This is a genomic window from Mucilaginibacter sp. UR6-1 (assembly GCF_020880975.1).
Taxonomy (GTDB): domain Bacteria; phylum Bacteroidota; class Bacteroidia; order Sphingobacteriales; family Sphingobacteriaceae; genus Mucilaginibacter.
In genome coordinates this window covers 238,814-253,702 of record NZ_JAJIWP010000003.1, presented here as the reverse complement: position 1 = coordinate 253,702, position 14,889 = coordinate 238,814, and the positions used below count along the sequence as shown (strand labels likewise).

Sequence of the window (14,889 nt, the reverse complement as noted above, 5' to 3'; positions counted from 1 at the left end):
ACTCTAAAAGCGGAGAGGCAATCGCTTCAAAATGAGGTACCACAGATATATAGGGGCAACAATTATATTTTTGAGTTGCTTGGCCATGCTTAACTTACCTTTTTCAAGCGTTTGCGAAATAAACATGGCCGTTATGCTTATAACAAACAATATTAAAGGCACAACAAATAATGCAGGCCCGCCGGCCTTTTCAACCTGCTCTAATTGAATAATGAAATAGCTGAAAGCAAAATAGGTGAACAATATAAAGTAGGAAAGCACCGGCGACAGGCGGTAGTAATAGAATACGCTAAACGCCAGCAGGAATGATGCCCAGTTAACAAAACCATTATACTTACCCAAAAATGCTATATACGGAAATGGCAATGCCCATATTAATGCAAATACCGAAAAAAACAGCAATGGTGTTGCTGTACGGCTAACCAGTTTATTTACCGGATGCTGGTGCGCAGCCTCATAAGCTGCAAAAAGCATATCAACCCGGCGCTGGGGTTGCGCTTTAGGTTTTGTTTGTGATGATCTGTTATGTTGAGCCACCGTAGTAAAGCGAAAACCCTCCGCTTAGCACGGAGGGTTTGTTATTATTTTGCGTATGATACCGAACGGGTTTCCCTGATAACGGTTACCTTGATCTGGCCGGGATAGGTCATCTCGGTTTGTATGCGGTTTGAAATATCGGCAGCCAGTACTTCTGATTGCGCATCGGTTATCTTTTCACTTTCAACAACTACACGCAGCTCACGGCCGGCCTGTATAGCGAAGGTTTTTTCAACACCGGGGTATGAAAGCGCCAGGTCTTCCAGCTCCTTTAAGCGTTTAATGTAGCTTTCAACCACCTCGCGGCGTGCACCCGGGCGTGCGCCCGATATGGCATCACACACCTGGATGATAGGTGACAGCATTGAGGTCATCTCTATCTCATCGTGGTGAGCGCCTATGGCGTTGCAAACTTCAGGATGCTCTTTATACTTTTCGGCCAACTGCATACCTAAAATAGCGTGTGGCAGTTCCGGGTTATCATCAGGCACTTTACCAATATCGTGCAGTAAGCCGGCACGTTTGGCCAGTTTTACGTTCAGGCCCAACTCGGCAGCCATAGTGGCACAGAAGTTAGCTACCTCGCGCGAGTGTTGCAGCAGGTTTTGCCCGTATGATGAACGGTAACGCATACGGCCAACCATACGGATCAGTTCCGGATGCAGTCCATTGATACCAAGATCGATCACGGTACGCTCACCTATTTCTACAATCTCTTCTTCAATTTGCTTTTTGGTTTTGGCAACCACCTCCTCAATACGTGCAGGGTGTATACGGCCATCTGTAACCAGGCGGTGCATAGCCAAACGGGCTATCTCACGCCTTACCGGGTCAAAGCCTGAAAGAATAATGGCTTCCGGTGTATCATCAACAATGATCTCGATACCCGTAGCCGCCTCAAGCGCACGTATGTTACGCCCTTCGCGGCCAATGATACGGCCTTTGATCTCGTCATTCTCGATGTTGAAGATAGATACCGTATTCTCGATAGCTGCCTCGGTAGCGGTACGCTGTATAGTTTGAATAACTATCTTCTTAGCCTCTTTGGTAGCGGTAAGCTTAGCCTCGTCAACAATATCCTTTATTTGAGCCATAGCCTTGCTGCGTGCTTCTTCGCGCAGGTTGTCTACCAACTGGTTTTTGGCTTCCTCGGCAGATAAACCGGCTATTGATTCCAGTTGCTTTACATGCTCCTGTTTCAGTATGTCAACCTCTTCCTGCTTTTTAACGGCAATCTCGGTTTGCTTTTCCAGATTCTTGCGAACATTGTCAAGCTCCTGCTCCTTACGGTTAGCATTCTCCAGCTTTGAATTAAGCGATTGCTCTTTTTGCTTGATACCATTCTCGCGTTGAGAAAGGTTATTGTTTTTTTGGTTTACTTCCTGCTCATGCTCAGCTTTCATCACCAAAAATTTCTCTTTGGCTTCAAGCAACTTATTCTTTTTTAATATCTCGGCATTGTTCTCAGCATCCTTCAATATTTTTTTAACCTTGTTTTGTGCTGATACTTCCTGATCCTTAAACAGCTTGCGTAACAGGAAGCGGCCGACAACGATGCCTACTCCGACACCGATCAGCAGCCCGATAATAACATATAAAAAATCCATTCTTTAAGTTTATAAAATAAAAAAACCGCAACTAAATCTTAAGTGTCATGTATTGAAAAACCTCTCATCAGAATTACTTGGCCGGTGCTATCGTTAAATACACGAAGTAACGTATGCTTCCACTGGCGCCCTGATATTGAAGCGTTAAGTTTTTAATAGTGAAACTCAAGATTTAACCGCGGCCAAATCTTAATTCGCTCATATTATGTAAAGAACATTTATTACTACTTCGAGAAAAAGTCAGTCAGTAACTGATCAAGCTGATAAACCTTATCGGCCACTTCGGTATCCTCCGCCGTGACTTTTTTCTCTGCTTTTAACGTAGATGTTGCATAGTGCAGCACACACATCGACAGCAGATCTTGCTTATCCCTTACCGCATAATTTTCCTGGTATTCTTTTATACGGTCGTTAATCAATTTCGCTGCCCGCCTTATTATTTCCTCTTCCTCCATGTTTACCTTTAAGGGGTAAACTCTGTCAGCAATATTTATTTTTATGGAGATCTCTCCCATTTGAGCTATTCACGTTTTTATATTACTTTTTCAGCAATACAATACACTTGTCAATTTCCTGCACAAAGTCGTTAATTTTTTGCTTAATGTCAAGGCTTTTTTCATTTGTTTCTGAAAACGACCTTGCCACTTTCAATACACGAAGCTTCTCTTCAAGCTCCGCGGTTTTATTTTTACTGGTTGTTAGCGCCACACTCAACGACTGATTTTCAAGCCTCATCAGGTCATTTTCCTCCTGCAAGGCAGCGCAAAGCTCCATTAACCTTTCGGTTTTATCAATTATTGCATTTAACTGTTCGCCTAATTGTGGCATGCGTTTTAATTATTGATTTATTGAATTATTGATTGAATTAATGAGTTATTGAATTATTGATTTAAGACTTGATTCAATAATTCAATAACTCATTAATTCAATAATCCCTTCCCCTACTTCCTGATCTCCGCTCCTGCTTCTTTGCCTAAATTAAGTATTAATTTCTGCATTATGGCATCAATAGCTTTATCGGTAAGGGTTTTTTCGGCATCCTGCAAAACAAAGCTCACCGCGTATGATTTTTTTCCGGCGGGTAATTTATCGCCCTCATACACGTCAAACACATTCACTTCCTTCAGTAGCTTACGCTCTGTTTTTTGGGATACCTGTTTTATTTGCTCAAAGGTAACCACCTTATCAACCAGCATTGACAGATCGCGCCTAACAGCCGGAAACTTTGATACCTCCTGGTAAACAATGGTGTTTTTACGGGCCAGCGTTAATATCATATCAAAGTTAAAGTCGGCGTAAAAAACCTCCTTGTCAACATCAGCCTTTTTAAGTGCCGATGCCGACACCGCACCAAACTTAACCAGTGTTTTGTTACCACGGGTATATTGCAAGCCATAAGCAAACTCATTGCCCTCAGCATCGGCCACGGCAATATCCTTAACATTCAGTTTTTCAACTATGCCGTCAACAATAGCTTTCAAATTATAAAATGATACCGCGGTAACTTTGTTATTCCATTGCTCGGCAGTTTTAGCGCCGGTAATAAATACCGAAAAGCGTTGCACCTCGTTGTACTTATCATCGGCCAGGCTGTACACCTTGCCAAATTCGTAAAGTTTCAGGTCGGCATTTTTACGGTTCTGATTATAAGCTACAGCTTCCAAACCTGAATACAGCAGTGTTTGGCGCATCACATCCAGATCACTGCTAAGCGGGTTCAATATCTTAACCGCGCTGTCCAGATCATCTGAATATGCTGATTTAGTCAGCGAGTTTGATAATATCTCATTAAAGCCGTTAGCGGTCAGCAAATCCGACAAAAGATTTTGAACCGTGTCTTTTTCCGGGCGTTGCGATGTATTAAGAGATGCCCTGATCTGCGTAGGTATCTCAATGTTGTTATAACCGTAGATGCGAAGTACTTCCTCTATCACGTCAACCTCGCGGGTTACGTCAACACGGTAAGGCGGTACTTTTAATGAAAGGCCTTCTACTGTTTCGGCAACCACTTCAATATCCAACGCCTCAATGATGCTTTTTATCTCGCTATGCGGAATATCCTTCCCAATAAGTCTTGTAGTATTTTTGTATGATAACTCAACGGCAAAGGGTGCAACAGGTGCAGGGTAAATATTAACCACATCTGATGATATTTTTCCGCCGGCAACTTCCTGTATCAGCAGCGCGGCACGTTTAAGCGCATAAACCGTATGATCAGGATCGGTGCCACGCTCAAAACGGAAAGAAGAATCCGTTTTTAAACCATGCCTTTTAGCCGTTTTACGCACCCATACCGGGTTAAAGTAAGCGCTCTCTAAAAATATATTGGTTGTACCCTCGCTAACACCCGAATCAATACCGCCAAATACACCGGCAATGCACATCGGTTCGGTTTCGCTGCATATCATCAGGTCATCTGCTGATAGTTTGCGCTCCACACCGTCAAGCGTTTTAAATAAGGTACCTTCGGCAGTAGTTTTTACTACTACTTTGCCACCGGCTATTTTGTCCGCATCAAACGCGTGCAGGGGCTGCCCCAAATCATGGAGTACATAATTGGTAACATCCACAATATTATTGATGCTGCGTATGCCGATAACCGCCAGTTTTTCTTTTAACCATTTTGGCGATTCTTTTACTTCCAAACCGGTTATAGTTACACCGCTGTAACGCGGCGTAGCTTCACTGTTATCAACCGTTACATTAATAACCCGGCTGTTATCATCCATCTTAAAAGCCGAAACATCAGGTTTTTTTAAACCGATCTTTAAAAAGGCGGCTATATCCCGCGCGGTACCCAGGTGCGATGCCGCATCGGCACGGTTAGGGGTTAAGCCTATCTCGTACAGGTAATCATCATTCAGTTTAAAGTGCGCTTTGGCAGGTGTGCCTACCACGGCATCATCACTCAGTATCATGATACCTTCGTGCGAAGTGCCTAAGCCTATTTCATCCTCAGCGCATATCATGCCCTCAGAGAGCTCTCCCCTTATTTTTGATTTTTTGATAGTAAACGGTTCGCCTGATGTTGGGTAAACCGTAGTGCCCACCGTAGCTACCACAACTTTTTGGCCGGCGGCAACGTTTGCAGCGCCGCAAACAATATGCAGGTCTTCGGCACCGCCAACATCAACGGTAGTTACATGCAGGTGATCAGAGTTGGTGTGGTTGGCGCAGGTTTTTACATAACCTATTACCAGGCCCTCCAGGCCACCGGGAACGGCCTGCACCTTTTCAAGGCTCTCCACCTCAAGGCCGGTGCCTGTTAATATCCGCGATATTTCTTCGGGAGTTTTATCTGTATCTATGAAATTCTTTAGCCAGTTGTATGATATCTTCATTATGCCTGAAAATGATAATCGGCAAAGATATAAAGATTTCGGTAGTGCAGGGGCGTAGCCATGTACTCCTTACAATAAATTAATTTAAAAGCGCCCGTTATTGTTTTTGGTAGCGGCTAAGTTTGCCGTATAGTGTTTTAGGGTCAAAAGGCTTTAATATATAATCATTCATCCCTGCCTCGGTAATGCGTTCTATTTCGGTATTCAACATAGACGCGGTGAGGGCTATAATAGGCAGTTGCTGAAAGTAGGTTTCAGTTTTTGACCGTATGATCTGCGTAGCTTCAAGGCCGCCCATTATCGGCATGTGTATATCCATCAAAACAGCATCGTATTTGGTATCTGATTCTATCTTCTCAACCGCTTCCTGCCCGTTTTCGGCAAAATCGGCCTCGGCACCCCACTTTTTAAGCACCTTGTTAACCAGCAACCTGTTTATCTGGTTATCATCAACTACCAATACATTTATACTCAATGCTGTTTCCACGGCGTTATCCATAGTGTTCGTTTGGCGCTCGGCCTTATCAAATGTTATAGTGAACCAAAAAGTTGAACCCTGCCCCGGCGTACTGTCAACATTTATACGCGAGTCATGCAGTTCTATCAGCCGTTTGGTAATAGGCAACCCCAGGCCTGTACCGCCGTATTTACGGGTAGTATCAGCCTCGGCCTGCTTAAACGATTCAAAAATAGTGCTTATTTTATCGCTTGCAATACCTATACCGGTATCAATAACGGCAAAACGTATGCGTACTGTTTTTTGTGTTTGCTCAATAACCTTCAGGTCAATGGTTATGCCACCATCAGAGGTAAATTTAACCGAATTGCTGGCCAGGTTAAGCAATATCTGGCTGAGGCGGGTACGGTCGCCAAGTATACAATCCGGAATTTCATCATCTACACGCGACCGTATGTAGATATCCTTTTCAACAGCTTTGTAATGTACCGAACTGGTTACGCTTTTTACCAGGTCGCGCATGTTTACGCTTACTTTTTCAAGTTCAACGTTACCTGTTTCTATCTTGGTAAAATCAAGCACATCATTTATTAGCCTCAACAGGTTTTCGGCCGAGAATTTCAGGATGTTAAGATTTTCTTTTTGCGACTCAGACGGATTATCCTCAATCAGCAGGTGCGACATGCCGATCACCGCGTTAAGCGGCGTACGCATTTCATGGCTTAATACGGATATGAACATATCTTTAGCCCGGTTAAGCTGTATGGCCTCCTCTTTAGCGGCGATAAGTTCAAGCTCAACCTTTTTCTTTATGGTGATGTCAATAATTACCTCGATGTACTTATCAACCCGGCCATGCTCATCCAGTATTACGGAGTTGATCACCGAGATCCACAATGGCTGCCCATCCTTTCGGTAAATAAGCAGATCGACCTCGAAAGATTGTTTATTTTTTGAAAGTTCGCGGCTGCGCTCAATAATAGCGCTGTCGGTAAGTTCGCCCTTTACTATATCGCCCAGGTGATGCCCGCGTACATCATTAATAGCATAACCGGTTATTTTTTCAAAGCCGGTGTTTACCCACTCTACATTACCTTCATTATTATTGATAATAACACCGCTGGTAATACTGCTGGCCACCAGCGAAAGCATTTTGAGCTGTTGCTCGGTTTTTTTACGCTCGCTGATGTCAACCATTACACCTACATGGCGGTCAACCTTGCCTTCCTCATTAAACAGTGGGCTGTTTGATATCCACACCCACACCGGTATCCCATCCTTGCGGTATATCTTTATTTCTACCTCATACGGCAGGTTAGCATCAATGGCCTTTTTAGCCGCCTTGAATACTGACATATCGCTATCCTCACCTAACAGCATGGTACCAAACTGTTTGCCCTCCATCTCGGTAAAGGTATAGCCGGTAAGGTTTTCCATGGTTTCATTCATCCACATCACGTGGCCATTGGCATCGCGAATAAGGATACCACCCGGAGATTTACGCGCGGCGAATGACAGTATTTCCAGATCGTGCTCGGCGCGTTTACGGGTGTTGATATTTATAATAACACGGATGTATTTTTCAATATTTCCATCGGCATCATAAACTACGGAATTGGCTACCTTTATCCACAGGTCTTCACCATCCTTGGTAGTCATGAGCAAATCCATCTCGTACGACTGCTTTTTCTCCAACAGTTCATTAAGCTGATCTATTGAATAATGCTGTTCGCCACCCTTCAGTATCACGCTTCGCAGGCGTTTACCTTCAACATCGGCCTGGGTAAAGCCGGTAATTGTTTCAAAGGCGCTGTTTGTCCACAACACCCTGTCATTGGCATCGCTAATTACCACCCCGTTGCTTACTTTGCTGGCCACCAGCGAGAGCTCCTGCAACTCGCGGCTTACCTGTTTATGCTGGGTAATATCGCGGCCGCTGGCGTACCATTTATCCTGCCTGAAGGTGAGCGACCAGCTTAGCCATTTAATGATACCGGCACTGGTTGTTACCTGTGTTTCTACCTCAATGGCCCGCTTTTGTTTACTTAACGCGCTTTTTATAACGGCAAGTGATTGCTCTTTACTTTCATCAACAAAAAAATCCCATATCAGCCTGCCTTTAGCTTCTTCGGGTTTGTAGCCCAGTACCGGCTCAATAGCCTTATTTACAAGCTGCAGCCTGAAATCCTTATCCATGATGCAGTGTATCTCTGATGAGGTATCAAACAGAATATAAAATTCCTGGTGCGCCGCCAGGCTTTCTTCAAGTTCTTTTTTTTGTTTGCGGAGGATAAGATGGGAAATTACCTCGCCTGCCAGTGTTTTGAGGGCTTCCTTTTGTTCATCGGTAAGCGTGTGCGATACACTGTCAATAACACAGAGCGACCCTAAACGGTAACCGTCAGGATCAATAAGCGGCGCGCCCGCGTAAAATTTTACGTTAGGCGCGCCGGTTACATATTTATTGTCTTTAAAGCGGTCATCAGTGGTAGCGTCATTGATCTCGAGGATCTCATTGCCCATGATGGTATGGTTGCAAAAAGCATCCGAACGCAGTGTTTCGGTACCTTCCATCCCTACTTTTGACTTAAACCATTGCCTGTCTTCGTCAATCAGGGTGATCAACGCGATGGGCGCATTGCATATGTATGATGCAAGGCGTGTTATGGCATCAAACTCCTTCTCCGGTAAGGTATCCAGTATCTGATATGATGCTAACGCCGACAGCCGTCTTTCTTCGTTATCTGCTAATGGTTTATTTTCTATCACTTATAGTTATTCTGCTCCTTTTTCGCGGTATAAAGGATAATCCGCCATTAATTTATGCACCTTTTTACGTACTTTCTTTAAAGAATGTTCGTTTTCAGGGTCAACAATTACCGCGTCTATAAGTTCTACAATCTCTTCCATTTGTTTTTCTTTTAAGCCGCGGGTGGTAATGGCAGCAGTACCCACACGTATGCCCGAGGTTACAAATGGCGATTTATCATCAAACGGAACCATGTTTTTATTCACGGTAATATCAGCGATAACAAGAGCGTTCTCGGCAGCTTTACCGGTAATGTTCTTGTTACGCAGATCGATCAGCATCAGGTGGTTATCAGTACCGCCTGAAATGATCTGGTATCCACGGTCAACAAAAGCTTTGGCCATGGCCTGGGCATTCTTTTTAACCTGTACAATGTATTTCATGTAGCTTTCGCTCAATGCCTCGCCAAACGCAACGGCCTTAGCAGCGATGATGTGCTCCAGCGGGCCACCCTGCGTACCCGGAAAAACGGCCATATCCAATAATGATGACATGGTACGAATTTCACCTTTCGGAGTTTTGTGGCCCCAAGGGTTCTCAAAATCCTTACCCATCAGGATCAGACCGCCACGTGGGCCGCGTAATGTTTTGTGAGTAGTAGTGGTAACAATATGGCAATGCGGCAGCGGATCGGTCAGTAAACCGCGTGCTATCAGGCCCGATGGGTGTGATATATCAGCCAGTACCAATGCACCAACCTTATCAGCCACGGCACGGATAAATTCATAATCCCAATCACGTGAGTATGCCGAAGCACCGCAGATGATCATTTTCGGTTTTTGCTCCAACGCTACTTTTTCAAGTTGCGCGTAGTCAATCAAACCGGTTTCTTTATCAACACCGTAAAAGTGCGATTCATATAATTTACCCGAGAAGTTAACCGGCGAACCATGGGTTAAGTGCCCACCGTGCGACAGGTCAAAACCCAGTATCTTATCGCCCGGCTGCAGGCAGGCCAGCATAACCGCGGCATTGGCTTGCGCACCTGAGTGCGGCTGCACGTTAGCCCACTCGGCATTAAATAATTGCTTGGCACGCTCAATAGCGATGGTTTCAATTTCATCCACTATCTGGCAACCGCCGTAATAACGTTTACCCGGCAGGCCTTCGGCATATTTATTGGTTGCTACTGAACCTGCTGCCTCCATTACCTGGCGGCTCACAAAATTTTCTGACGCGATTAGTTCAATGCCTTCTTCCTGGCGTTGCTGCTCATCATCCAGCAGTTTAAAAATTACTTTATCTCTTTTCATGTGTTAAGTAAAAACGCCCCTAAGTTAGGTATAAGATGTTAGATATGAGCTTTCAGATTGATAATAAGACCTAAGCATAGCAAAGCTTATTTAAACCATCAGGCTATATTACATCGGCCCCGCTTTTGGGCGATATCCAAAAATTATTATATCCGAGGCCTATCTGTATATCTATCAGCTCCTGCTGCAGCATCTCCAGCATGGCCAAAAAATTGTAAACAAAATGCACCTTATTTTCTGAACTGGCGGCCATCGCCCTGAAATCAAGCCGCTGGTTAATCCGCAGCAGATCGTCAATCGCCTTTTTCTGCTGCTCAATAGAGTACGGGTATTGCACAACGGTATGCTTTACCTCCTGACTGCGGCTCAAATAGTTTTTCATTACCCGCTCATAAACTACCATCAGGCGGTACAAAGTGAGTTCCGATAGCTCCTCCCCCGGCAAGGCTGCCTTTTCCATACCCTCAACATCAGCTTTAATGTTGCCGCGCTTTTCCTGCTTAAAGCGTTCATCTTCCAGCGGGCGCAGTTCTTCGCATAAATCCTTAAAGCGTTTGTATTCTATCAGTTTGCGTATCAGCTCCTCCTTGGTATCTATTTCATTGCCCTCGGCATCAGTTTCATAACGGGGCAGCAGCATTTTAGCCTTGATACGCATCAGCGTGGCGGCCACAAAAATAAACTCGCTGGCCACCTCCATATTCAGGCTCGTGAGGTGATGTATGTATTGTAAAAAATCGTTGGTAATGCGGGCTATAGGTATGTCATGAATGTTCAGCTCATCGCGCTCAATAAAAAATAAAAGCAGATCGAACGGACCTTCAAACTGGGGTAACTTTATCTCAAAATTATCATCGGTCATAACCTGCTCAAAATTAATTAAATTGATGCTTTTGCTAATATGCGGTAAATTATTTAAAACAATTATATGTTACAGCTTGTCCTGTTTTTATCATATTATTTCACGTAATTTGCAGGTTAAAATATTGTAATTGATGTCGATGCAGGTACCGGCAGGTAATTTGTTGGAAAAAATCAACAATCCTTCTGATTTAAAGCAGTTTAGCGAAGATGAACTTGAGCAAATATGCCAGCAGCTTCGCCAGTATATTATCGATGTAGTGTCGGTAAATGGCGGCCACTTCGCGGCCAGCCTTGGTGTGGTTGAGCTTACAGTTGCCCTGCATTATGTAATGAACACCCCTTACGATCAACTGGTATGGGATGTTGGCCACCAGGCTTACGGCCATAAAATTTTAACCGGCCGCCGCGATATATTTCATACCAACCGTGTTTATAAAGGCATAAGCGGTTTCCCTAAACGTGGCGAAAGCGAGTATGATACTTTTGGTGTAGGCCACTCCTCTACTTCCATATCAGCGGCACTGGGTATGGCTGTGGCATCGCACTATAAAGGCGAAACCGACCGCCAGCACGTTGCCGTGATCGGCGATGGTGCCATGACTGCCGGCCTTGCCTTTGAAGCATTGAACCATGCGGGTATCGAAAAATCAAACCTGCTGGTGATCCTGAACGATAACAACATGTCTATCGATCCTAACGTTGGGGCTTTAAAGGAGTATCTTACCGACATTACCACCTCAAAACCGTACAACCGTTTCAGGGATGACGTAGCAAGTGTACTCTCAAAGTTATCATCAGTTGGGCCGGATGCCTTTAAGGTGGCCAAAAAACTGGAGAAAAGCATAAAAGGTACCTTACTTAAAAAGAGCAACTTTTTTGAGGCGCTTAAATTCAGGTACTTTGGCCCGATAGACGGGCACGATGTTAAGCACCTGGCAAAAGTATTGCGCGATCTGCGCAATATACCGGGCCCAAAGCTGTTGCATTGCGTTACCGTAAAGGGTAAAGGCTATGCGCTGGCCGAAAAAGATCAGACCAAGTGGCATGCTCCCGGCTTATTTGATAAGATAACCGGCGAGATCAAAAAAACATATCACGAAAAGCCGCAGCCGCCTAAGTATCAGGATGTGTTTGGCCATACCATAATTGAGCTGGCCGAGCAAAACCCGAAGATTATGGGCATCACCCCGGCCATGCCATCGGGCTGTTCGCTTAACCTGATGATGAAGGCTATGCCGCACCGCGCTTTTGACGTAGGCATTGCTGAGCAACATGCCGTTACATTTTCGGCAGGGTTGGCAACACAGGGTTTAACACCTTTTTGTAACATTTACTCGAGCTTTATGCAGCGCGCCTTTGACCAGGTGGTGCATGACGTAGCCATACAAAAACTAAACGTAGTGTTTTGCCTTGACAGGGCCGGCATTGCCGGTGCCGACGGGCCTACACATCACGGTGCTTATGATCTGGCTTATATGCGCTGCATACCTAATATGGTTGTATCAGCACCGATGAACGAGGAGGAACTGCGCAACCTGATGTATACTGCCCAGCAGGAAAACATGGGCCCTTTCACCATACGCTACCCGCGCGGCAACGGTGTTATGGTTGACTGGCAGCGCCCTATGAAAGCCATCCCGGTAGGTAAAGGCCGTTTAATTACCGAAGGTGAGGATGTGGCTATTTTAACAATCGGCACTATAGGCAACGAGGCTACTAAAGCTATTACCGAATTGAATAACGAGGGCTACTACCCTGCCCATTATGACCTGCGCTTTGTTAAACCATTGGATGAGGCTTTATTGCACAGCGTTTTCCAAAAGTTTGATAAGGTGATAACCGTTGAGGATGGTTGCCTTGAAGGCGGCATGGGCAGCGCGGTGCTCGAGTTTATGGCAGACCATGGCTACAGTGCCAAAATTAAACGCCTGGGCATGCCTGATGCCATTATTGAACACGGTGAACAACCTGAGCTTTGGGCTGAATGCGGTTACGATGCCGCGGCTATCTCCACACAGGTTAGGCTGATGGGGCTGAAAAAAGATACAACACATACCATTGCATCATAAATATAACGGGCGGTTTTTACCGCCCGTTTTTTGTTTATACATGCCCGCGGGTTGTAGCTGTAAACCTTTACGCCTGTATGGGGTTATGTTAAGGTAACAAACAACTACCTGCGCATGGAGCATGAAAAACGACCCTACCAACCTATAGAAAATTATGGCATTATAGGCAACATGAAAACTGTGGCCTTGGTGTCGCTTAACGGGTCAATTGATTTCATGTCCTTCCCGAGGTTTGATTCACCTACCATATTCGCGTCAATGCTTGATGAAAATAAGGGAGGCTATTTTTCGGTAGAACCACAACTACAGGATTATAATACCCGCCAGCTTTATATACCGGGCACAGCGGTGTTGCTCACCCGCTTTTTTTCAGAAGATGGTATTGCCGAACTTACTGATTACATGCCTATAACCCGTGATCCTAAAAGTTCAGTATGCGCTATTGTACGGCGAATAAAAACCATCCGGGGCAATATCAGCTTCCGTATAAATTGTGTACCCCGGTTTGATTATGCCACCGCTACACATGAGGTAGAAGCTAAAAGTGAAAACGAGCTTATTTTTACCAGTATTAATGATGGCGGTGCAAAGCTTCGGCTCATATCAAATTTTCCCCTTGAGATCAATGATCAAAAAGGCTGCGCGGATATTACCCTTAACGAATCAGAAGATGCCTGGATAGTTCTTGAATCCATCAAAACAGGTGATGAAAAGGAGCTGAAGCATATTACCTATTATACTGAAAATACTTACCGCGAAACTATAAGCCAATGGCGCACCTGGCTTAACAAGGCCGCCTATAAGGGCCGCTACAGCGAGGTGATCTACCGCTCGGCCATCACCTTAAAACTGCTTACCTCCGCCGAGTTTGGTTCGGTAATAGCCGCGCCTACTTTTGGTTTGCCTGAAACAGTTGGGGGTAACCGCAACTGGGATTACCGCTTTACCTGGATACGTGATGCCGCTTTTACCATGTATGCTTTTTTAAGGCTGGGCTTGAATGAAGAAGCCACTCAGTTTTTAGATTGGATATACGAGCTTTGTAAAAATAACAACCTGCAATTGCTGTACGGTATTGATGGCGAAAGATCCTTATCCGAAAAAGAACTTGACCACCTGGATGGTTACAAAGGCTCAAAACCTGTACGTATAGGTAACGAAGCCGCCAACCAAACCCAGTTGGATATTTATGGTGAATTGATAGATACCATCTACATCTACAATAAATCGTACAAACCAATAACTTTCGCCTTTTGGGGCATTATTGAAAAACAGGTACAGCATGTTATTGAACGCTGGCGGGAGCCCGACCACGGCATTTGGGAAATAAGGAATATGAAGCGCGAATTTTTACACACGCGCCTGATGTGCTGGGTTGCTATGGACAGGGCCATTAAAATTGGCGAGGACCGCTCATTCCCTTTCCCTGAAAAGGAATGGAGGGCTGTGCGCGATGAGATATATACTGATATTTACCACAACTTTTGGAATAATGACCTGCAGGCCTGGGTGCAGTATAAAGGCGCTAATAATGTTGATGCCAGTGCATTGCTGATGCCGCTTACCCATTTCATAACGCCGTTGGAGCCACGCTGGCAATCAACCATGAAAGTGATAGACCGCGACCTGCGGCTGGATGTACTGATATACCGGTACCACAATCACCTTGAAAAAATTGACGGACTGGATGGTGAGGAAGGTACTTTTAATATGTGCTCGTTTTGGTTTATTGAAGCTTTGGCCAAAAGCGGCGAGATTGACCGCGCCGTTGAAAATTTTGAAAAAATGATGGGCTATGCCAATCACCTTGGCCTTTTTAGCGAAGAGCTGGGTAAACGTGGCGAACACCTGGGTAACTTTCCGCAGGCATTCACACATCTTGCATTAATAAGCGCGGCCGTTGAACTGGATAAGCAGTTGGGCAGAATTAAAGGGTTTAATTTATAAACCCT

General features: G+C 44.9%; 10 protein-coding genes. 2 read left to right on the top strand and 8 right to left on the bottom strand.

The features are described from left to right. Window positions 1-3 precede the first annotated feature (3 nt). The 8 genes from LJ707_RS11510 to LJ707_RS11475 all read right to left on the bottom strand — a co-directional run bounded on the left by LJ707_RS11510 (window position 4) and on the right by LJ707_RS11475 (window position 10,866). Entirely contained in the window at window positions 4-537 is a 534-nt protein-coding gene (locus tag LJ707_RS11510) for an Mpo1-like protein (protein ID WP_228951060.1), read from the bottom strand. Window positions 538-581: 44 nt separating this feature from the next. Next, window positions 582-2,144 (bottom strand): ribonuclease Y, encoded by a 1,563-nt coding sequence (gene rny, locus LJ707_RS11505; RefSeq protein WP_228951058.1) that lies wholly within the window; start codon window positions 2,142-2,144, stop codon window positions 582-584. A gap of 224 nt (window positions 2,145-2,368) precedes the next feature. Then, on the bottom strand, window positions 2,369-2,659 hold the full coding sequence (locus LJ707_RS11500) for a cell division protein ZapA (protein ID WP_194102328.1): 291 nt from the start codon (window positions 2,657-2,659) through the stop codon (window positions 2,369-2,371). Window positions 2,660-2,681: 22 nt separating this feature from the next. Beyond that, entirely contained in the window at window positions 2,682-2,972 is a 291-nt protein-coding gene (locus tag LJ707_RS11495) for a hypothetical protein (protein WP_228951055.1), read from the bottom strand. Window positions 2,973-3,085: 113 nt separating this feature from the next. Next, window positions 3,086-5,485 (bottom strand): phenylalanine--tRNA ligase subunit beta, encoded by a 2,400-nt coding sequence (gene pheT / locus LJ707_RS11490; protein WP_228951053.1) that lies wholly within the window; start codon window positions 5,483-5,485, stop codon window positions 3,086-3,088. Between the two features lie 97 nt (window positions 5,486-5,582). Then, a complete protein-coding gene (locus LJ707_RS11485) occupies window positions 5,583-8,711 on the bottom strand; it encodes a PAS domain S-box protein (RefSeq protein ID WP_228951050.1) in 3,129 nt (1,042 codons plus the stop codon). Window positions 8,712-8,717: 6 nt separating this feature from the next. Beyond that, window positions 8,718-10,004, bottom strand: a complete 1,287-nt coding sequence (glyA, locus tag LJ707_RS11480; protein ID WP_228951047.1) for a serine hydroxymethyltransferase — start codon at window positions 10,002-10,004, stop codon at window positions 8,718-8,720. A gap of 103 nt (window positions 10,005-10,107) precedes the next feature. Next, window positions 10,108-10,866 carry a ScpA family protein gene (locus LJ707_RS11475; protein WP_228951040.1) on the bottom strand — a complete coding sequence of 253 codons (759 nt, stop codon included), beginning with the start codon at window positions 10,864-10,866 and terminating at the stop codon, window positions 10,108-10,110. Window positions 10,867-11,005: 139 nt separating this feature from the next. On the opposite strand from LJ707_RS11475, the gene dxs reads away from it, so the two are divergent. After that, on the top strand, window positions 11,006-12,937 hold the full coding sequence (gene dxs, locus LJ707_RS11470; RefSeq protein WP_228952508.1) for a 1-deoxy-D-xylulose-5-phosphate synthase: 1,932 nt from the start codon (window positions 11,006-11,008) through the stop codon (window positions 12,935-12,937). A 114-nt stretch (window positions 12,938-13,051) separates the two neighbouring features. Next, window positions 13,052-14,884, top strand: a complete 1,833-nt coding sequence (locus LJ707_RS11465) for a glycoside hydrolase family 15 protein (protein WP_228951037.1) — start codon at window positions 13,052-13,054, stop codon at window positions 14,882-14,884. Window positions 14,885-14,889: the final 5 nt, after the last annotated feature.